This is a genomic window from Alphaproteobacteria bacterium, from assembly GCA_019746225.1.
Lineage (GTDB): Bacteria > Pseudomonadota > Alphaproteobacteria > Paracaedibacterales > VGCI01 > VGCI01.
The window spans coordinates 23301-43609 of the sequence record JAIESE010000013.1 but is presented as its reverse complement, the minus strand read 5'-3'; the positions used below and the strand labels follow the sequence as shown (position 1 = coordinate 43609).

Here is a 20309-nt window from a genome sequence, read left to right as displayed (position 1 = left end):
GGAAGTCCCCCTCGATTTTACTCCCCCCGATAGAGGGCGTTTTATTCACCAAAATGTTCTATTTTTGAAACCAAAAAATTCCATTTTCTAAGATGTGTTGCTTGCAACAAATGCGAGGTTGCAAATGCAACATGTAAGCGCGCATTTCTCAAGTGTTCGAAATGAATGATTGAATTAGTTCAAATTTTGACTTTTTAAGTTTCATAATATTTGAAAATGAGAATGGGGGTTTTAGGGGGTATCTTGCCCCCTATCTTGCTTTTAAAGAGACTTACTAATAAACAGCCTGGCACAATAATTCCTAATACTCTCAAGAGCCTTGTGAGATTAGAGATTTAAGTTTTGACTGGACCCTTATAATATGAGGAGAATTGGGAGGAAAATGATCTTTTACAATTTCGTGAGCTTGCTTTAAATATGCACTCGATTGCGTTTTAAAATTACGGGCCTCATTTACATTCCCTAAATCATTGGCTAAGAGAGATTTTTTTAGAAGTAGATCTGATAATTTTTCCAAACATACGTAACTTGCCGGATGTTTATTAAGCTTTAAGACACCAAATGCCTTAATAAGCATAGGCTCAGCAGCTTCAAGATTACCCCCAAGCAAAAAGACTTGTCCAAGGTCACTAAAAATCTGAGCCGTTGCAATATGTTCAGTTCCATAGTTTTTCTGAAAAATTGATAGTATTTGTCCCAAGAGAAACTTAGCTCTCTCATAGTTTCCGGTCTTCATGTAAGTATTTGCTAAGGGTTTCATAGCCCATGCCACATAAATATAGCTGTCATGGAAATGAATTTTATAAATTGCTTGGAGTTGATTAAATAGATTTTTTACTTCTTTTTCAATTTCAGAATCCGGAATAGATTCGAAATATGCTAAAATCCAAGCCGGGCCAATTTTATCTGGTAAAAATGATGCAAGAATTTTAAGGCATTCTTTTGATGTTTCTTTTGCTTTTTCATAATCCCCGAGCTGGACATAAACTTCAGTCAAATGACCTAAAGCCCAGGCAGTATCAAAATGATTAAGGGATCGATCCCTTTTAAAAATTGCTAAACTTCTTTCCAAATTAATTTTTGCTTTGTCATATTCTCCCATCTCCCTTTCTATAATTCCCAAATGTCCTGAGACCCAGGCTGCGTAATTATCATTTTCAGGGAAGTATTTTTGCTGGATAAGGGAACCTTTTTCAAATAAAATTCTTGCTTGTTCATAATTTCCCAAGATTCTTTCCACACATCCCAAATGGACTAAAAAATATCCATATCTTTGAGCCTCTTTAGGATATGATTTCTCATAAATTGAAATACTTCTTTCTAAAAGTCTTTTTGCATCCTTATAATCTCCTAAATCCCTTTGGACGTTTCCTAGATATCCCAAGAAAAGAGGAATTCTTGTAAGATTTTCATCAGAATCTTTCTTTAAGTTTGACAGACTAGTCATCAACAAATCTTTTGCCTGTATGTTGTCACCAAGAAAATAGTATATAATCCCCAATTGTCCTTGTATTGATCCTTTTACGTCAGGGTTTAATAAATACGTATGATTTAAAAACGCTACGCAGTGGTTTACGAAGGGTTTCATCTCATCAATATCTTCTTTTGTTATTGTTTCATTAATACATTTTTCTAAATTCTCTGAAATTGCCTTTATTAAGGCTGCCTTTTTTTCTGCATTAAAAATATTTGTAATATAAGATAAAATAATACGTTGTGTGCTGCGATGAATTGCAAAAGATGAATTCGAGAATTCAGTTGTGATGAGAGAGTACTTTTTTAGATTAAAAATGAAATTATCAACAACGACAGTGTTTTTAAAATTATTTAATATATTTCTTGGAATGCTCTGTGAATCAATCATACTTATGCATAACAAAAAATCTGCAAAATCCTTGTGTGCTTTTAAAACACTCTGCAAGGATAAAATTAGTATGCTAGATCTCGTTTTTGAATATTCCCCCACTTCTTTTAAAATATTTTCCTGCAAGCTTGCAAATTCATTACTAAACTTATTTAACTTATCTATATAATCTACATATTGAATTCCTGTGGCTTTTAAGTAATATCCTGCAACTGAGACATCTAAAGGAAATGGAGGGATATTTTCTAAAAAATGAGTAGCATCTGCCAATTGAGCAGGTGTGAAGGGGGGATCACTTTCCTTTGACATGATATTTTTAAAAAGTTCCAACTTTTGTTTAGGATTAAGCTCCCCAACAAAAATAGTATAATTGACATGTTTATTGTTTGAAATGTTAGCATCTCGTGTCGTAAGGATGACTTCCCCAGATCCCCAAATATTCGGATCATTTGGAAAATATTTTTGAATCTCTGTAAAGTTTTCAACATTATCATAAATAAGTAGCCAATTTGGATTTATTCTAAGATGTTTCTTGACAAATTGCAGAAGCTCCTCTTCTCTTGCTTCTAATTTTTTTATTTCAACAATACCTTTTAAAAATTTTCTATCCTCCTCTGTTTTTGCAAGCAAAAACGCCAATTTCTCATAGGATTCAATGAGCTCTTCTTTTGTTTCAGCATTAATTTCCCAAACAACACTTTTTATTATATTTTCCTTTTTTCGTGCATACTGTCTTGCAATTGTCGTCTTTCCCGAACCCCCTATTCCAATCAATGCAAGGGTTTGAATGTCACCTTGCTTGTTAAAATTTTGATCAATTTGATTCATTAGCTCAGAACGATTGAGAAATATAGAACTATTAGGTATGCTTAAATCTGAACGGATGAGATGCGATATGGAATTATCTTGGCCCTTGTTCTTGGAAGCATACACACTATCATATTCAGAGGCGACATTGTTCCCCTTTTCATTATAAGAAAAGGTAAGATAGCCCCCTACCACACTAGAAACTAAAACCAAAATTAACAACATAGCCTTATTTTGTTTTGTTAAGGGTTTCCAGAATAGATTGCCAAGTTCACTATAGCTCTTTTTTTGTTCAAGCGTAGTATTCTTTAAATTCTCTTGCTCCGAATTAGGTTGAGAGCGTATTTTTTTGGCATTATTCTGTTCTTCAAATTCTAGCCTATATTTATTTAAATCCTGATTAGGCAATAAGTTTTGAAGAATTGTAAAGACATTGCGGTAATAATTGTTCTCGCGATCAAGTTCTATAATATCAACATTCTTAAAATTCTTCTTTATTTCTTCAAGCTTTCCGGATTCAGGGAGCAAAAGGAGGATCTTGCTAACTTGCTCTCCCATTTTTGATAAACAATTATTAAATTGTGAATTCAATTCAGAGCTTAAAATATTGGGCGGGCAAAGGATTGTTACATCTAGACCATTTTCTTCATACAAAAGCTGAGAAAAGGATGTTTCATCCTCCCAATGTCTTGGCGTAACTTTTAAACCCCCAAGTTTTAAGTGCTTTTCAAGATATTGAACAAAAATGGATTGACTCTCTTCTAGTTGCCATAGGCAAACACAGAACGGAATTTCTTTGCTGAGATGAAGGGATATATTCCTTAGCTGAGATTCAAAGCTTGCTTGCATCAATAAACTTACGTGATATCTTTTAATATCCTGAAATTGATCAGATTTCTCAACATAATCAATTATTTCTTCCCGCGAATTACATTCTAACTTAATCATAATATTTCGAGTGTAACTTTCAACGGTCTTGGGAGAGAGTGAGAGAAATACGGCGGTCTTTTTTGCTGATCGTCCACTGATCATAAAAGCAATGATGTCAATTTCTCGGGGAGTAAATCGTATATTTCCAATTTTCACGAGACAATTTGAATAGATTTCTTGAGGCAAATTATTGTCTTGAATGTTCATGATCAGTATCTCAGTGCGGGTTTTAAGAGCAACCATAGGATAACTCATTTTATCTGGCTTCTTCTTATTTAACAAAATAATGGCTATTTTCCTTAATGTAAAGGTCTATACAGTAAAATTCCCTGTAGTCTCACTCTGGTAAATTATCTAGTTAGCAACCTACGTTACGTATCCATTAAATTTAGATTTGTTAGGAGGGCATGTATGTGTTCCTAACGATATGAGTCGGACAGGATATGGATTCTTGTCTTGATAGTAAAACAATTAAAATAAGGAGATAAATTATGGAAAACATTGAAATTAAAGATGCTCTTGAGGGAACTGTATTAGCAGAAGATGCTTCTGCCTTAACACAAGGTTTACCAGGACCAAGATCAGAGACCTTTGGGTTTGTAAGACATGTATAGCACTACTCTTTGAAGCGAATGGACACCAACGACTTCCTCTAGAAATGGTTGGTGTCCTAAAAATTAAACCAAATGGAGAATAGAATGGAAAATTTAGAAAACAGCAACGTTCTGGATGGCACTGCTTTAGAATATAGTGCGTCCGAGCTAACACAAGGATGTTGTGGACATAGGTATGAAAGTAATTTCCTCATTCGAAATTGGCAATAAATAATTAAGTTAGGAGATAAATTATGGAAAACATAGAAAATGATAAGATGAACTTGGAGTTAAGTCCTCAATATGAAGTTGTTCTGCATGAAAGCGCTTCTGAGCTCACTCAAGGTGGGCAAGGAAGAGGCACCGAGCATAGATTTGCCTATATGTGGCCTAAATAAAAATTAAAGCGAATAAGTATTATCAAATTTTAATTAATTTAATACTTATTCGCATCTAAAAAGAGAGAAATTCTATGTATTATCATCTCAATGAGCATATCTACGTAGCGCAATTCAGAGAGGAGCTAATCCTTTTAGACACACGCGCGGATAAATATACTATCTGCAACAAAACGTTGTGCGATTTGCTGATAAAAATTCTAAAAACAACTAATCCTCCGTTAATGAAACATTTACTATCCTCTAATGTTTCTCAAAGCTCCTCAATTGAAGCAACTTATATTCAAAAATTACTAGATAATAAAATTATAGAAAAGAAGGAAACACCATTTCCCTATTATATAGATCGGAAAAAAGACTCTCTAGGAGTTGCAAATGTAGATTGGCGACTTCCTTTAGGCAATAAAAAAAGCAAACTATATATGCAAGTTTTAATTGCCTTAATAAGCCTCATCAAGATTAACATCTATATGAAAATCAAAGGATTTTATTCCACAATTGAGCTCATTAAAAAATCTCGCAAAAGTGAAACTTACTATATTATCCCTAAACCAGAGGATCTACGGAACCTCGCAAATATCGTTAATGATGCCTGTCTTATTTATCCAACCCGAACAAAATGTCTGGAGTGGGCTATGACGTTTGTCTTAATGGCCTTAAAGCGAAAGTGGAAATGCAACTTAGAGATTGGTCTGCAAAACTACCCATTCATGGCCCATGCATGGGTGGAATGTGATGGGAAGGTTGTTATGGACTCACCGGAGTTAAGAGATGGATTGGCAATAATATTAAACGAACCATTCCGGAGGTTTAACATATGATTTATGCCGGAATCTTAAGCTTTGGGTTAAGCTCCATTAAAGAAGAACAGCTTTTAGAGGCTATTAGCTCATATAGCAAGAATTCTTCTTCTATTATTCGAAAGGGTGCGCTTGTTCTTTGTTATGGCAAACTCTCTGATAAGCAAGATATGGATGATATTTGGGATAATGATTCATCCATCTTAATTGGGCGTGTATTTGATAAAGAACATTCACTTGCTTTAGAAAAAAATGTTTTTAAACAACAGTCTCTTTTAGATAAAAATTCAGTGTTAAATAAATTGTGGGGAAAATATGTCTATCTAAATGCAAAAAAAGGATCCTTCGAAATTGTTGTGGACTCAACAGGCCAACTCCCATTTTTCTATTGTCCACTAAATGATGGAAGTATTTTATTTTCTTCAGATATTGAAATTATATTTAAAATATTAAATCAAAAGTTTGATTATAACTGGGACTACTTTTTCTCATATTTAGTGCACAGCAATAGTTGTGCTATTCAAACACCTTTTAAAAACATTTTTGAGCTTCCTCCTGGATGCGCTTTAGAAATCACAAAGGATGATAGAAAAACCACTCCCTTTTGGAATCCACTAACTTCCTATAGAACATCAAATCTACAACAAGAAGATGCAGTCACTGCACTTCAAAAAGCACTTAAACCTTGGATCAAACCCTATAAAACAATATGCGTTAGTCTTTCTGGTGGCCTTGATTCATCAGCTTTGACCTATTGTCTACAAGATCTTGTGGAGAAAGGGCAAACATTGACGGCATTAAATTATTTTCACTCTCAAATACAATCATCTAATGAGCTGGCGCATGCTCAAAAAGTTTGTGATGAGATTGGTATTAATCTTATTGAAGTCGATGTGTCAAATTCTCTTCCATTTGAACATGCTCAAAGAATTCATGCCTTAAAACCTAACAAACCATCCCCTGGTTTATTAAGCGAACGATGGGCAGAAATAATAAACGATCACATACCCTCTCATGAATCTTTTACTTTTATTAGCGGGCACGGAAGTGACCACATCTTCATGCGGCCCCCTCCAAAATCATCAACCGCGGATTACCTGATCGAAAATGGATTCAAAGGGTATAATCGACAACTCAACAGCATTGCTCAATTTTACCGCGATCCTTTGTATTCAATTTTGAAAGAGAATGTTGTTAGCTTATGGTCTTACTATTTTTCAAAAAATAAGAATAAGCGGACCATTGAAAACACCCTTGATGAGATACCACATTGGGTTAATGCAGAGATTCGCCAACAAACGTCATCTGAATTTGTTCATCCCATATACGAGTTGCTACCTAACAAAATTCTTCCGGGAAAATATAGTCAAGTTGACGCGCTCTATGAAGGATTTGCATCTATTCATGCAGATATAATGGATCAAAGTAATCCAATTTTTTATCCCTTTCTTTACGAACCGGTAACAGAGTTTGCACTCTCATTTCCAGTTTATGATTTATTTAAAAAGGGATATGATCGTTACCCCCTGCGCAAAGCCGTAAGTGACTCCTTCAAAACGAATACTGTCTGGAGACTCGACAAAAGCCAAACTACAGGAGTTTTTCAACTTGGTATAAAGCAAAATCTTGAAAGAGTCTTAGCTCTTTGTCTTGAAGGTCATTTTGTAACCCACGGCTTAATAGATAAAAAAGGACTTCATAATACCATAACTCTTATTGGAAATGGGGATATAAGGCACATGTGGCCCTTCATGCACTTAGCTTCGATAGAAATGTTCATCAGATATTGGGATGAAAAACCATTATGAGCAACAAAACAAATTATAAACAATATTGGAATTGCATCAGGTCGATTCTCTTGGACACTTTTGAGGATAAAAATATCCTCTTAAGCTTTTGTTTGGCTATAGTGTTTTTAGTAGTAGGTATCATATCAAACATATGTGTTCCTTTTACTCTTAAAAGGACAGTCGAACACTTTTCTGTATCTTCAGATGCTTCCATGACAACGTTCATTTTGCTCAGTTATGGGTTGATCTGGATGATCAGTCAAGCATCCTTATCCATCCGGGCCCTCTATACATATCGTATTGAGCAACGAATAATTTATACTTTAGGTGTAAAGATACTTTCCCATCTTCACACTCTTTCACAAAGCTATTTCCTTAACCAAAAACCAGGAGCATTAACAAATCTTATACGAAGAGCTCAAAGTGACATACCTGAGGTTACCTTGAGTATATTTTTTCACCTTGTACCAACAATTATCGAATTTCTATTTGTTATCACGTTAGTTTCATTTATTTATCCTGCTATTTACGGAGTTTTTCTTGCCGGCACATTGATAGTTTTTTTTGGTTATACGTTTGTGTCTATGAAGTCAATTTTTGCGAACCGTCAAATTGCTAATGAAATAGACAAAGAGACAGATGGTGTAGTTACTGATTGGCTTTTAAATCATGAAGCCATCAAAGTTTTTTATAAACAAGAGCTTGCCGCACATACCTGCCAAAAAGAGCTAAAGAAAAGAGAGAATGCGGAAGTTAATTTTGTGACATCTTTGAATACTGTACGTTTGATACAATCTATAATATTAGGTGCTGGACTTTCTCTTCTGACCTATTTTGTAGGTTTAGGCGTTTTAGCAGGAACGCTAACCGTGGGCGACTTTGTGCTTTTTAATGGCTATATTTTACAATTTATCATTCCCATAAGCATTTTAGGTCAGCTAGCTCAAGATATGAAAAAGGCCCTTCTTGATATGAGGGGTATCTTGGATATACTTTTGACAGAACCAGAAATCAAAGAACACACCCACCCCGTTGAAATAAAAGGAGAATGTTTCCAAATTGAATTTAAAAAAGTGTCCTTTAAATATCAAGACAGAGTCATTATAGATAATCTTTCCTTTAAAATTGGTGCTGGAGAAACTCTCCTTATTATGGGAACAACCGGCGCAGGGAAATCAACAATTGCTAAGCTTCTTTTAAGATTATATGACCCTACAGATGGGCAGATTCTTATCAACCAAACAGATACAAAACTACTTTCATTTCAGTCACTTTATGAAACGATAGGTTGGGTCCCTCAAGAGACATATTTACTCAGTGACACTCTCTACAATAACTTATTGTTCGTTAAACCAGAGGCAAGCCTAAAGGAAATGGAGTTTGCTTTAGACAAGGCGAATCTCCTTTCCTTTGTTAGAAAATTGCCTAATGGGCTCCATACAAACTTAGGAGATAGGGGGGCCAAATTATCCGGAGGAGAAAAACAGAGGTTGGCGTTGGCTCGACTTTTTCTTAAAAAACCAAATATTTGTATATTTGATGAAGCAACATCATTTTTGGATAATAAAACAGAATCTTTCATCCAAGAAAATATAGAAAAATACCTTCCTAAAATGACTAAAATTATTATTACACATAAGCCTTTTATGGTGAATGCGGCGGACAAAATAATTTCATTAGGCCATAAAAGACTAGGACAATCAAAACCTCAACCGTTCAAGACAGTAACAAACAGCTTAAATCAACACAACACTAACCTTTTTATTGGAGAAAAAAATGAAAACCATTGGTAAAACTATTTCAATTTGTATTTTAGAAATTCTAGTAAATATTATTAACCCAGCCGTAGCCACTGAGAGACTTAGGAATTCAGGCAAAGAAAACCCTTATAGTTGGCTTGATGACGGAATATATGATCAAAAAAGACTTACAAAAAGAAGATATGAAAGAAACAAACCCCCTATTACAACGGCAGAATTGGAAGATGTAGAAAGAATTTATGATGACGGTATAATAAAATCAGTACTTCAAGAACTGATTACACTAAAAATCAATCAACTAGAAACCAAAGTATTCCCAACATTTCAAGAAGACCTGGTAAACCTTGAAGCGCGGATCAAACAAGCTGGGTATTCCCCTTATACTCTGACTGCAGAAATTGTTGGAAGCGTGTTTTCACAAATGACGACTACTATTTTGTTTGGTGCTTTGAAATCTATTTCGGGACCTGTATTTATCGGAGCTGCAGCAGCAGGATTTGTGGGAGGAGGTCTAACCGCCGCGGATCGTATATTCAGACCTTCTCAGCTGCAATTATCATTGGAAGATATTAAAACAACCCTTGAAAGTGAAAAGGAAAAGATTATTAGAAATGTTGTTAACGAAGTGGGTATATCTGACTTAGAAATTGCTTATGTATTAAAGAAGCGTTTTTATCCAACAAAAATACAACGAAAAATTGAGCAAGCATTCATGGATGCTCGAGCAAATAGCATCTTTGCAACAGACATTAGAGCTGTGTTAAAAAATTATTTAAAATTACCAATCAAGAAAAAAAAGCTTCCATGGAATCCAGATCTTTATGATTTCAATCCCAATTCAACTGAAAATGAGGAGCACGATGCAGAAAATAGGGAGTTAACATTCTATGCGGATGGAACAAAACACCAGTTGCAAAGAATGGCTTTACAACTTGTTGCTTCTTCCAATTCTGACATTCCATCAGCTGGTCGAGCATTTTACTTTTATGGTGATCCTGGAACAGGCAAAACCAACGCCTCAAGAGCAGTTCTTGACAAGTTGGGATTACCTACCTATGAAGCTTCTATCAGATCTTCTCAAGATCTCACAAGCGTCGCTTTGGAAGGTGAGTCTTTTGGAAGCAAAAGCTCGTCTTTTGGCCATTTTGTTCAGACTTTGTTAAAAGGTCGTGACGAAAATGAGAGTGATATCTTTGAAGAATATATTATTAGGGCAGAAGGATCTAACAAGTATAAATTCAAAATAAGAGTACAAACTCAAAAAGTTAATGAAACGTATAAAAACTCTGCTTTAATTCTCAATGATTTTGATCGTGTTTTGTTCGATCAAGATGGAGTACCACAACCACAGGCACTTGGGATGTTATTGGATTATTTAGATCCCACAAAGGAAGAATTCCATAGCAATTATTTTGATGTCGATTTATCAATTCAGGATTTAATCATCATTATTACCGCAAACAGGAAAGTTCCCTCCGCTAAAGTAACTCCTCCATTAACAAACCCAGTTATAGAATCGACTTGGAATCTGCAAGCTGTTTGGGGTTTTATTGGTAATATATTGAGTGATCTTATTAACATATACACTGATAAGTGGCTAATGCATGACATAGACTTAGAAGCGGTGCCAAAAATGGTCGAAGAGGAAGAGAGTATTTCTAATATAGGACAAGATGCCCAAGAACAAGTTAACGATCCATTAGCAGCTCTTAGAGAACGAATTATAGAAGTACCTTTTTACAAGCTTGATGTGGAGGTTAAAAAGAGAATTTATGATAAATTTTTGACCCTCATGATTAGCAAGTATCGTTTAAATAATTCCTTACCGAGCAGTGAAAGTGAATGTATAATTGCTAATGCCAATTTGAAAAGTTCGCTGCGAGCGGGAAAAGTTGTTGTTGAAGAAGCTGTTAAAGAAAAAAAAATCTTGAACATTAAATCTGACAGAGAAAAATTTAAAAAAAAGCAGAAAAGTAGGCTTTCTCTTCAACGCAGTACGCCTATTAAAACTTTAGAGAGACCCTCTGTAAATCGAGTTCCCCTACCTCTTATGAAGAGGGTTATTCCAAAAGTTCAGTCCCTGGAGCAGATATATACTGCAGTTACTCACCTGACAAGTGATGAAGACTCAACTAGGCTCTCAGGATTGGACGATCTCTTGGGCATTGATAACCAAACCTGGGGTTGGGGCTACGTTGAGTGCTTATGGGATACAAATACCTGGATGGCGACTTATAGAGATTATACGAATCTTGCTGCACTTTATGCACGACTTGATAGATTTGAGGTTCCAGATGAACAGCATGATATCCTTAGATTTCACATACAGCTTGTTCAATACTTAACAGATATTTTGTTAAAAGATTTTTCAGAAGATGGAGAAGGAAGCTTCATATATAGACAAATAATGGAGAACGGGAAAAAAATAGATAATATTCGTAAATTTACCACTCATATAGAGTTGTTGGCTAAATATAAAGACAACTTTCGCCTCAGTGATAATAGAGAAATAAACAGGCAACTATTAAAGGAATATTGTATATGGTTAAAAGATGGGGAAAAAATTCGATTACTTTCAGAAAAGTATTTGCTTGTTAAAACAGAAGAAAGAGACGGTGCCTGCTGGTAAAATAGCATTTGACTATAAATAACGCTAAGTTAATTTGCTAACCCTCAGATACTTAACTGACCATCCGAAACGTCCCGTCAGGGCCGTCTTGGATGTAGCCCATCTGCAGCAAATCGGACAGGAGCGGATCAAGGTCTTTGGAGCTTCTGAATTTGGAATATCGCAGGATAAATCGGCGTTTTAAGGGTTGGTCAGAGCGGCTAGTTTGCTTGCGCATCCACGCCAGCAACTCGTCGACCTTGGAGAGGGTTGGTGCGGCTTCAAAGGTTGTATCCAAGACCATTTCATAAATACGGCGGGCGTGAGACTCTAAATAAGCGCCCCAAGGGGCTGCCTTTTGAATTGAGGGTAAACTTATGTTTTTTTTCCTATTCCCATCGTCATTGTCAACTACGTGAAAGATTAGCGCCAAGGATGACATGAGACTACGAGAGAGGGTAAAATCTCCCTAGCTTCTCAATGAAACTAAGGCAAGATAAAATTTTAGATCTTTTTCTTGACCCAAAATTATCAATCAGAGTGTAGCAATTATCAAAAGAGGCTTGTTTGAGAAAATATGAAGATGTTGAATTCTCATCAGCTGCTTCCGATATGCTTCCGGAAATTTTTTGAGGGATTTTCAAAAACTCCGAGAACCGCAGAATGCTTGGTGGGCGCTGCAGGGATCGAACCTGCGACCCGCTGATTAAGAGTCTGCCTCTCGTAAAATACTTTTACATGTATAATCAATATGTTACCACACTATTTTTCCGATTCTAAATTTAATTATCACCAAACTATCACCACAGGAATCGATTTCATCATTTTACAAGAGAACATATTGTAAGGGAAGTTTTTTTACGCAAGTTTTTCTCGTATCATATCAGCCATCTCTTTGAGGTTGGACCGTTCTCCTTCTAAGTCGTCAAAGGCAAAAGGGTTTAAAAATTGTCGACCCATCAAGAACTTTTTATCTATCTCTGTGATTTTAGCTTCTACACAGACAATGTGCCAATGTGCTTTTATCGTTTTCAATTGGCTTTCAACAATAGATGTCGCTTCTTTCTCAGTTAGTAAAAATAGAGGAGCAGCATTAAGACATACAGAAACCTTGCTTCTGCGGTCATTCTCAGAAATGAACATCGCTTGAGAAGCCTCATTACCCGTACGTCCTTGTGGACAAATATCATAGGCAGGCGTGAGGGACAACATCTTGCCATCCCAGAAGGCAGCATGATTGCGCGCGTGATCATCCGTATTCCCTACCAAGATACTAAAGGTAACTCTTCCAAATAACTCCTTGAGTGTGATTGATGCATCCGTAAACCGATGCCGGATAATTTCGGCCAAATTCTCATAACTTGCATAACGGGCCATCATTTCATCTAATGCCAGAAGTGTGAGAGAAGAAACCATGCACCGACGATTCCATCCCTTTTCTGATGCAATACGGTCAAAGCGCTCAATTAAAAGCACATCTTTATTAGAGGATTGCGTCATGAGGACAGGAGCCACAGTTAACCCAGCAAGTTTTGCTAAACGCATGGCGATGAATTCGGCTTTTACAATACCATAGATATCAGTCGTTGAAGAAAATTTGGCAATGTATTTTTTACCCTTTTCTTCAATGAGAGCCTTAGGACGTGCACCACCAATAGAAGTTCCATGATTCAGTGCCGCGTCAAGCTCATGTGAAATTGGAAGACCCTTTTCAACACGATCAGCAACTTCCAGGAGCTCTTCAAGAGGGACATTCCGAGAATCCCGAGGTTCGTAAGTTGTTGGTGACAACTGAAAATCCAGCGCCCCAATGCGATCTGATCCTGACTCTAAGAGATAGGTCAGCTCATCAAGTTGAGAGGTATCAGTAGCACTTCCCGGATTGCCAATATTCTTATTAATAATGACACGCCGTCCCCAAGCATCGGGTGATCCATCACGGATACAACTGGGCATGCTCATTCCAGGAAGTAAAGGCAAAAGGCCGGGTTCTAAAGGAAGCTCTGGTTCATAGATTGCAATGGCATCTTCGCGCGAAAGGTAGCTCTGACCGTAATTAAAGACAAGAGAGTCTCTCTGTGATGTCAATTTCCCTGCTACGACAGGTTCCGTCTCATTTGGTAACCAAATCCAGACGAAAGCTTCCGTGTATTTTTCATTATTAGAAGTCATCTTTCACTTGCCCCTTGGATGTACGAATGCTTTTAGGAAGGAGAGCTATCTTATCTTCAATTCTTTCATCCAAAGAACCGATAGACATGGCCTCCGTTTCAAATAATTTTATACCTACAAGAGTAGCTACTTCGAAGACAATGCCAATTCCACATTTCATATCACCCTTCTCAATTTTCTGAAGAGTTATTCGGCTTATTCCAGCCCGATCTGCCAAATCTTGGGTTGTGAATTTCCTCTCCCTCCTATGGAGGCGAATCATTTTGCCCATAAGGGCTGCCGCTTCACGACTATACCGTGAATATACTCGGGATTGGGTCTTTGACATATTTCTTCATCCTCGTTGAACTCTATCCTTAATTTATAGCAGTCGATACGTTAACTGTCAATTAATTTGATCATTATAATGATCATAAAGGTATCACCCGATCACTATAATGATCATTGTGGAGTATCGGCCCTTTCTAGAGTGTAATAATAATTTATAAGTTGGATCTACTGCTGAGGGCTTAACATAATCATTCAGAGTTTCTCTAATCTCTCAATGTCATTTAAATGCTTCCTAGTATTGATGATTAGTTTTCTGAGGTCTTCACCTGAAAAAGATTTAATGTCATTTTGATTATTACGAATTGCTTCTCTTTTTGAATGAATTAAATCTCTTTTTGAGATAAATCTTACTGGAACTTTACCAAAGATAATGCCCTTTTCACTCCTCTCCCATAATTCTTCAAAACTTTGAGTTTGCTTTGGAGAAAGAATGTCAAAATTATACATGTTTCCGCTAGGAAAAGGGTAAAGTCGACAACTCAACTTCAGGGCTGGGCCATTATTTTCAGATATTTCATATAGTTTCTGTTTTATCTCTTCCATTTTAGAAGCAAAATCCTCTAAAGAAGCAAACGTAAATACACAATTTTCAATATTTTCATTTTTATTACTGATTAATATGTCTAAGTCATTTGGGATTCGAGTAGGGTCATAATGGTTTACAGCCCAACTACCAGTGATTAAAAAGACTGCGTTTTGCACAACCAGGCTTTCAAGCAATTTTATGTTTCCTAAATCCCATGGATGATTATTCATTAAGATATTTTGCCTTTAGAGCTCTCTGCCATTCAATAGAAGCCATAGGCTCATTAACATTAGGTTAACCGAATTGTGGTCTATTATTATTCAATAGGGTGAATTGTTGCAACCATTAAGGGAGCAGATAAAAGTGATTTTTAAACGAGTTGTTTATACAGTTATTTGGGTTTATTTTTTAGGCATAGTGTCAATAATAGCAAATGACGAGCCAATGACAGATAGACTAAGAGTATGCAAGAAGGCATGTTTAAAAGCCAACAAAGAGTGTATGCGGACTATTACAATGCGCTCGAATACTATCTTAGGTGGGGATTGGATTAAAAAATATGCTCCTGGGATAGCACAAAAAAAAGCAAACGAGATAGAAAATATGGAAAAAACAACCCCGGAAGGTAGCCATGAAAAATGGGCTGTCACTTCAACCGAGACCACCACAATCTTTGAATTTCAAAAAAACAATGCACTTGGTCTAAAAAGAAAGTTCGAACTATCAAATCAGACGTTAACCGAGGACTGTACATCTGCCCTTACTGACTGCAAGAAAAAATGCGTGGAGAATACCTTTGACCGATAATTGTATTTCAGAAAAGTGGAGATGGGTAAGCCTTTTATTAACTAGTAGCGTAGTGTCTATGATAATAAGTAGTGGCGTTACATATTTTACACAACGTAGTTTGCAACAAAACCTATTTTCTCAAGAAAAGCTCAAAGCCTTTGTATATGATTATTATGGTATTAAACAGAAAGTAATAAATACCCGAAGTAATTTCTTTAACGTAGCAGATGTTCTCTCTGAAGCCATTGACCTCAGAGTTAAGGGTGAGACTATAAATGAAACTTATATAGATAATTTTAGGCAAGTTTATAATGATTTTCTTATAAACTTAGAAGCATTACGCATGTTTGTAATTTGTTATGGTGGAAAAGTAGAAAATCAGACCCATAAAGAGATTTTCAATATTTTAGGACGCATTCGCGACCTTCTAATAGACAAAGGTGTTACCCAGAGTTCAGATGATGTCACAGAACATCTCAACCCACTTTATAAGGAGTTGCAAACTAAAATGCCTAAGCTTTTGGAGGAAGCAGATGAAAGTATCCTTCAGAAGATTGAAGAACTCAAATAAGTTATTCAGTAGGGAAAAAGTACATTCAACTGTCCCAAGAATGTCTAAGAAATGGATTTAAGAAAATAAAATCCCCACAAATCCTCGTTTTCTTTGGCGGTCGCTGCAAGGATCGAACTTGCGATCTGCTGGGGATGGCTCTGTATTTTAAATGCTTTTATTCTAGTATATTCAAAAGATCACCTCACGAAGAGATTTTGGTACCTATATTTAGAGAGGGACCATGTGAATTCAATCAGGATAGGATATTACTTTTGCATTAAACTTCGAAATGGTGACAAAAAATGATAGTATAAGGGATCATTCACCCAATATCTTCTTCCCAGTTTCAGCCCAAAGCAACTTCTGACCAGTTGTAGCTTCACCATCTAAATTACGCCGTAATTCGCTTAATCCCCCCATCAGAATTGCGGCACCTTCCATACACTCAATATTTCGTTGTAGATCATCCCCAGCCTTAAGACCAAGCTCTTCAAGAAGTCCTGATTTCTCAACCAATCCACCCAACTGTATCAATGTTCTTGTCCGTGCTTTCCGAAAACTCATGGCTGTTTGCCCTCCACTGCTTAAACAACTTTCCCTTTCACGATTCCATCGGTTGAGTGCCAGATTGAGCACCTTCATTTCCGTCTTTAGATCGTTTTGGATTTGATCGGGAAAGAAATTTCTGACCGGCTACTTGCCATGCCTCCTTTTTTTCTGGTGACTTTTTGATGATTTCTGAAGTATCTAATATCATGCCCGCAATAATCTGTATATCGGTACCCTCTTGAACCGACTTCAGGATGATTTTGGATATAGACCCAATATAAACCGATTCAACTTTTTCTTTTTGGACCAGTAACTTTTCGATCTTTTTGTTAAGTCTGCCGAGTCGTGAAGTCATCTCTCATTTCCTTTCGTAATTGTTCCAGGGGGATTCTCCCCCTTCAACCCCCCTTCATAAAACAAAGAACGGCTGCTACAAAAATAAAACATAAATTCCATGCTTCATTTCGATTTTTGAGAAATGCGCGCTTATACGTCGCTTCGCAACATCGCTTTGCCGCAAGCGGCACATCTTTCAATTCCATTAAAACATATTGTACATTGTATTGTATAGATGTATAATTATGTATGGCCAATTATCATCTCAGTGTACGCTTGATATCGAGACAAGGCGGGCAGAGCTGTGTTCGCTTTTTGTCCTACTGTAGTGCGACGGTTCTTGTTGATTCGCACACTGGGGAATGCTGGGATCATCCGGATAAAGATCATGTAAAGCATGTCGAAATATTAACTCCAGAAGGCTCCCCACAATGGATTGAGGATATTGCTCAGGAATGCAAATCATCCTGGGTAAATGCCATGCAGAAGTTCTCAGATGTTTGTGAAAATTCTGAGAAACGCAAAGATTCGCAAGTTTATCGAGAGGTTGAGATTTCTTTACCCAATGAGCTTACGGATGAGCAGAATCTGGCGTGGCTTCGGGAATTTGTCAAAGATGTTTATGTGAAGCGGGGAATGGTTGCTGCCTTTCATTTTCATGCTAAGACCAATGACCAAACAGGTATATATCAGCCCCACTGTCATATTGTTTTAACAACGCGCCACCTTTTGGATGAGGGATTTGGGTTAAAGAATAGAGAATGGAATCAACAGAGCCTCTTAGAAGAGGCCCGTGAGCAGTACGCAGCCTATCAGAATGCGGCCCTGAAGGAGCATGGTTTCAATATCCGAGTGGATCATCGCTCATATGTTGATAGGGATATTGATCTGGAGCCTCAACCGAAGTTGGGGAGGCCAACAATAGAGGTCGATCAAAGAACAAAGAATACGGACAAAAAATCTTTTTTTGATGCTGTGAGGCTGAAGAATCAGTTCAAAATTCTCAAAAATCCCGAGCTTGTTTTGTCGATTGTGACGTCCAATCATTCCACCTTTACGGCAAAAGACATTGCGAAGGTGTTAAATCGGTATATTGATGATCCGGAGCAGTTTCAAAATCTCTATAACAGGTTGAAGGCCTCAAGCGAATTGGTGCATGTCAACGCCTTTAGGGGGGAGGACGTATTTACGACTAGAAAGATGTTGCGCTTAGAAATGGGACTTGTCCAACGGGCCGAGAACTTTGCCGCACAAAGGACCCATCCGGTTGATGCAACTCATGTGGAAGGTGCGATTGCAGCTCAGAACAAGAGGCTGGAGGTCCATGGGGGACTAAGCATTGACCAAGACAAGGCCATCCGCCACATGCTCTCCAGCGATCAGATTTCCTGTGTCGTTGGCTTTGCAGGCGCGGGTAAAACCACCTCAATCGAAGCTGCGAAGGATGCTTGGGAACAAGCGGGATACAAGGTCATCGGATTGGCGCCGACAGGCCGAGCAGCCGACAATATGGCCCGTTGTGGGATACGATCGATGACGGTCCATAGGTTTTTGGGCGCGCAGGAGCAAGGGCGGGAACGGGTATCGCCTAAGTCCGTGATTGTCCTTGATGAAGCGGGCATGGTGGACAGTCGGCGGTTTGCGGAGCTCCTAACGATTGCCGAAAAGGCGGGTGCCAAGATCGTTCCTATGGGGGATGCCAACCAGCTACAAGCGGTCGAAGCGGGTCCTGCATTTCGCCTCTTAACAAATCGTGTGGAACCTGCCATCCTCGAGACCATCGTTCGTCAACAGGAAGGCTGGCAGCGGGATGCGACTCGTCTTTTTGGCAGCCTCAATACCCGCAAAGCTCTTGAGATTTACCAGGAGAACAGCATCTTCAAAACCATCGATGAATCTGCGACCAAGGATAGAGATGCGCTTGAGAGGTTTAGCTTGGCGCGTCAGGTGTCTGGTCGGATTTGGATGGAGATGCAGAATGATATAAATAATACTCAAAAGCTCGAGGTCGAACACCCTGACGTTTCTCTCCACCAGGAATGGCTGAAAATCCGCCAAGAGGCTGCCAAAGACATTCTTCTGAACCTTGATCAATATGCGGAAAGACTGGAGGAGCACAGGGTTTATGTGGGGCATCTCAGGACACTGAAATATGATTACGAGAAAGTGACGGAACCCGCCCAACAGCAAGCGCTCATCAAGCGGGTTGAAAACACACTGCGGCCCATGAGTTATGAAAACCTTGAGGATACGAGGGTCGAAACGAAGCATGCCATGATCGCGGCATGGGCTGAGAATCGAGAAGCCAACCCCACAAGCACGCACATCATGTTGGCTTTCACAAATCGCGATGCGACAAGCCTCAATGAGCAAGCGCGACATAGGATGCGAGAAAAGGGCGAAATCACGGGTCCTGAGTTTACCTACAAGACCTGTCACCTGTCCTATGATGATTTTGGAAAGGAGATCAAAACATACGAGAACAAGACATTTGCTTGTGGCGATAGGCTTTTGTTCACCCATAACGACAACGGGCTGGGGGTCAAGAACGGAACCCTGGGGACGATTGTAAAGCTTGTTCAAAACAAGATCACGGTAAAGACAGATGATGCGGATAAGGTTGTGTCGTTTGCGCCTAAGCTGTATCCGTTTATCGATAGTGGCTGGGCAACCACCATCCACAAGACCCAAGGGGTGAGCGTCGATCATGTGAAGATGCTCGCCTCCTACGAACAATACCGTAACCTCACGTACGTTGGCATGAGCCGTCATCGCCAGACGCTCGAGGTGTTTGGGTCCTCCCTTGATTTCTGGCGGGAGGAGAAATACATCGATCGCTTGTCGCGTATCCAAGAGAAGCTCTCAGGCGTGGATTATCTGGATGCGAAGGAAGTTCAAGCGCAGCTTAAAGCAGATGATAAGGTTCTGTGGTCAGCCCAAAAACTCCAGCAAGGGCGGAACTTGTGGAACGCGGTGAAGGTCACCACGAAGGAAGCGATCACAAACTTCTTGTATGAAACCGTAGAAGCAAAGCCTCTGCAAGAGCAATATCGGTCGTTTGATCACTCTGAGGAAAGGCGCTCCAGCGATCTGTTTGCGGTGCGTGAAGGGCTATCAGATGCTCGCGCCAAGTTTGAACTGGAGAATCATGAGAAGTACCAGGCCGTCTGCGAGTTCTTTCACTTCTCTGAACGGTATGGGCGCACTCCAACTGGTGCCGATAAGCCCGCAGTCAACAAAATGGCCGGGCAGCTCACAAAGATCGCGGGTGAGTTATTTGAAGAACGAGCAGTCAAGGACCACGCCATTCCCCCATCTGCCGAAATATCTATCAAGGCTTATGAGAAATTCTCAGCACGCCTCCAACAGGAAAAACCCCGAGGAGATACGTCCGAATCAAAGGCCCAGATGCAACAGGAAAAGCAAGCTCAAGAACAGCAGGAGCAAGTGCAGAGGGAGCAGATTGTGAGACGAAATTTGAGGATGTAAGAAAACTTATTGAAA

The 20309-nt window shown here is 38.5% G+C and carries 15 protein-coding genes; 8 read left to right on the top strand and 7 right to left on the bottom strand.

Features of this window, described 5'->3' with window-relative positions; genetic code table 11:
• Nucleotides 1–310: 310 nt before the first annotated feature.
• Nucleotides 311–3883, bottom strand: coding sequence for a tetratricopeptide repeat protein (locus K2Y18_02165; protein ID MBX9804541.1), 3573 nt, complete (start codon nucleotides 3881–3883; stop codon nucleotides 311–313).
• 565 nt (nucleotides 3884–4448) lie between these two features.
• On the opposite strand from K2Y18_02165, the gene K2Y18_02160 reads away from it, so the two are divergent.
• The 5 genes from K2Y18_02160 (at nucleotide 4449) to K2Y18_02140 (ending at nucleotide 11571) form a co-directional block, all read left to right on the top strand.
• On the top strand, nucleotides 4449–4592 hold the full coding sequence (locus tag K2Y18_02160) for a hypothetical protein (GenBank protein MBX9804540.1): 144 nt from the start codon (nucleotides 4449–4451) through the stop codon (nucleotides 4590–4592).
• Between the two features lie 74 nt (nucleotides 4593–4666).
• Nucleotides 4667–5413: a lasso peptide biosynthesis B2 protein gene (locus tag K2Y18_02155; protein ID MBX9804539.1), complete on the top strand. Its 747-nt coding sequence runs from the start codon at nucleotides 4667–4669 to the stop codon at nucleotides 5411–5413.
• Nucleotides 5410–7200 carry a hypothetical protein gene (locus K2Y18_02150; GenBank protein ID MBX9804538.1) on the top strand — a complete coding sequence of 597 codons (1791 nt, stop codon included), beginning with the start codon at nucleotides 5410–5412 and terminating at the stop codon, nucleotides 7198–7200. The genes K2Y18_02155 and K2Y18_02150 overlap by 4 nt, the downstream gene beginning before the upstream one ends.
• Nucleotides 7197–8975, top strand: a complete 1779-nt coding sequence (locus tag K2Y18_02145) for an ABC transporter ATP-binding protein/permease (GenBank protein MBX9804537.1) — start codon at nucleotides 7197–7199, stop codon at nucleotides 8973–8975. The genes K2Y18_02150 and K2Y18_02145 overlap by 4 nt, the downstream gene beginning before the upstream one ends.
• Nucleotides 8959–11571, top strand: coding sequence for an AAA family ATPase (locus tag K2Y18_02140; GenBank protein MBX9804536.1), 2613 nt, complete (start codon nucleotides 8959–8961; stop codon nucleotides 11569–11571). The genes K2Y18_02145 and K2Y18_02140 overlap by 17 nt, the downstream gene beginning before the upstream one ends.
• Before the next feature lie 52 nt (nucleotides 11572–11623).
• On the opposite strand, the gene K2Y18_02135 is transcribed toward K2Y18_02140, so the two are convergent.
• The 4 genes from K2Y18_02135 to K2Y18_02120 all read right to left on the bottom strand — a co-directional run bounded on the left by K2Y18_02135 (nucleotide 11624) and on the right by K2Y18_02120 (nucleotide 14808).
• The gene (locus K2Y18_02135; GenBank protein MBX9804535.1) at nucleotides 11624–11992 is read right to left on the bottom strand and encodes a DUF3987 domain-containing protein; all 369 of its coding nucleotides are present in this window, start codon (nucleotides 11990–11992) and stop codon (nucleotides 11624–11626) included.
• Nucleotides 11993–12408: 416 nt separating this feature from the next.
• Nucleotides 12409–13722, bottom strand: coding sequence for a HipA domain-containing protein (locus K2Y18_02130; GenBank protein ID MBX9804534.1), 1314 nt, complete (start codon nucleotides 13720–13722; stop codon nucleotides 12409–12411).
• Nucleotides 13712–14050 carry a helix-turn-helix domain-containing protein gene (locus K2Y18_02125; GenBank protein ID MBX9804533.1) on the bottom strand — a complete coding sequence of 113 codons (339 nt, stop codon included), beginning with the start codon at nucleotides 14048–14050 and terminating at the stop codon, nucleotides 13712–13714. Before K2Y18_02125 ends, K2Y18_02130 begins: the two co-directional genes overlap by 11 nt.
• A 194-nt stretch (nucleotides 14051–14244) precedes the next feature.
• Nucleotides 14245–14808, bottom strand: coding sequence for a hypothetical protein (locus K2Y18_02120; protein MBX9804532.1), 564 nt, complete (start codon nucleotides 14806–14808; stop codon nucleotides 14245–14247).
• Nucleotides 14809–14941: 133 nt separating this feature from the next.
• Between K2Y18_02120 and K2Y18_02115 the strand changes: the two genes are divergently transcribed.
• Both K2Y18_02115 and K2Y18_02110 read left to right on the top strand, forming a co-directional pair.
• The gene (locus tag K2Y18_02115) at nucleotides 14942–15385 is read left to right on the top strand and encodes a hypothetical protein (protein ID MBX9804531.1); all 444 of its coding nucleotides are present in this window, start codon (nucleotides 14942–14944) and stop codon (nucleotides 15383–15385) included.
• Complete coding sequence (locus tag K2Y18_02110; GenBank protein ID MBX9804530.1) at nucleotides 15375–15938, top strand: hypothetical protein; 564 nt, start codon at nucleotides 15375–15377, stop codon at nucleotides 15936–15938. The genes K2Y18_02115 and K2Y18_02110 overlap by 11 nt, the downstream gene beginning before the upstream one ends.
• A gap of 300 nt (nucleotides 15939–16238) precedes the next feature.
• Here the strand turns inward: K2Y18_02110 and K2Y18_02105 are convergent, their stop codons facing one another.
• Both K2Y18_02105 and K2Y18_02100 read right to left on the bottom strand, forming a co-directional pair.
• Entirely contained in the window at nucleotides 16239–16484 is a 246-nt protein-coding gene (locus tag K2Y18_02105) for a conjugal transfer protein TraD (protein MBX9804529.1), read from the bottom strand.
• A gap of 37 nt (nucleotides 16485–16521) precedes the next feature.
• Nucleotides 16522–16824 carry a hypothetical protein gene (locus tag K2Y18_02100; GenBank protein ID MBX9804528.1) on the bottom strand — a complete coding sequence of 101 codons (303 nt, stop codon included), beginning with the start codon at nucleotides 16822–16824 and terminating at the stop codon, nucleotides 16522–16524.
• 230 nt (nucleotides 16825–17054) lie between these two features.
• On the opposite strand from K2Y18_02100, the gene K2Y18_02095 reads away from it, so the two are divergent.
• Nucleotides 17055–20294 (top strand): AAA family ATPase, encoded by a 3240-nt coding sequence (locus K2Y18_02095; GenBank protein MBX9804527.1) that lies wholly within the window; start codon nucleotides 17055–17057, stop codon nucleotides 20292–20294.
• Nucleotides 20295–20309: the final 15 nt, after the last annotated feature.

What these genes read in the sequence shown, in the direction of transcription:
- K2Y18_02095 (MBX9804527.1), top strand. Translation starts at nt 17,055, where the DNA reads ATGGCCAATTATCATCTCAGTGTACGCTTGATATCGAGACAAGGCGGG.
- K2Y18_02135 (MBX9804535.1), bottom strand. Translation starts at nt 11,992, where the DNA reads ATGTCATCCTTGGCGCTAATCTTTCACGTAGTTGACAATGACGATGGG.
- K2Y18_02160 (MBX9804540.1), top strand. Translation starts at nt 4,449, where the DNA reads ATGGAAAACATAGAAAATGATAAGATGAACTTGGAGTTAAGTCCTCAA.
- K2Y18_02125 (MBX9804533.1), bottom strand. Translation starts at nt 14,050, where the DNA reads ATGTCAAAGACCCAATCCCGAGTATATTCACGGTATAGTCGTGAAGCG.
- K2Y18_02150 (MBX9804538.1), top strand. Translation starts at nt 5,410, where the DNA reads ATGATTTATGCCGGAATCTTAAGCTTTGGGTTAAGCTCCATTAAAGAA.
- K2Y18_02140 (MBX9804536.1), top strand. Translation starts at nt 8,959, where the DNA reads ATGAAAACCATTGGTAAAACTATTTCAATTTGTATTTTAGAAATTCTA.
- K2Y18_02155 (MBX9804539.1), top strand. Translation starts at nt 4,667, where the DNA reads ATGTATTATCATCTCAATGAGCATATCTACGTAGCGCAATTCAGAGAG.
- K2Y18_02105 (MBX9804529.1), bottom strand. Translation starts at nt 16,484, where the DNA reads ATGAGTTTTCGGAAAGCACGGACAAGAACATTGATACAGTTGGGTGGA.
- K2Y18_02120 (MBX9804532.1), bottom strand. Translation starts at nt 14,808, where the DNA reads ATGAATAATCATCCATGGGATTTAGGAAACATAAAATTGCTTGAAAGC.
- K2Y18_02130 (MBX9804534.1), bottom strand. Translation starts at nt 13,722, where the DNA reads ATGACTTCTAATAATGAAAAATACACGGAAGCTTTCGTCTGGATTTGG.
- K2Y18_02145 (MBX9804537.1), top strand. Translation starts at nt 7,197, where the DNA reads ATGAGCAACAAAACAAATTATAAACAATATTGGAATTGCATCAGGTCG.
- K2Y18_02100 (MBX9804528.1), bottom strand. Translation starts at nt 16,824, where the DNA reads ATGACTTCACGACTCGGCAGACTTAACAAAAAGATCGAAAAGTTACTG.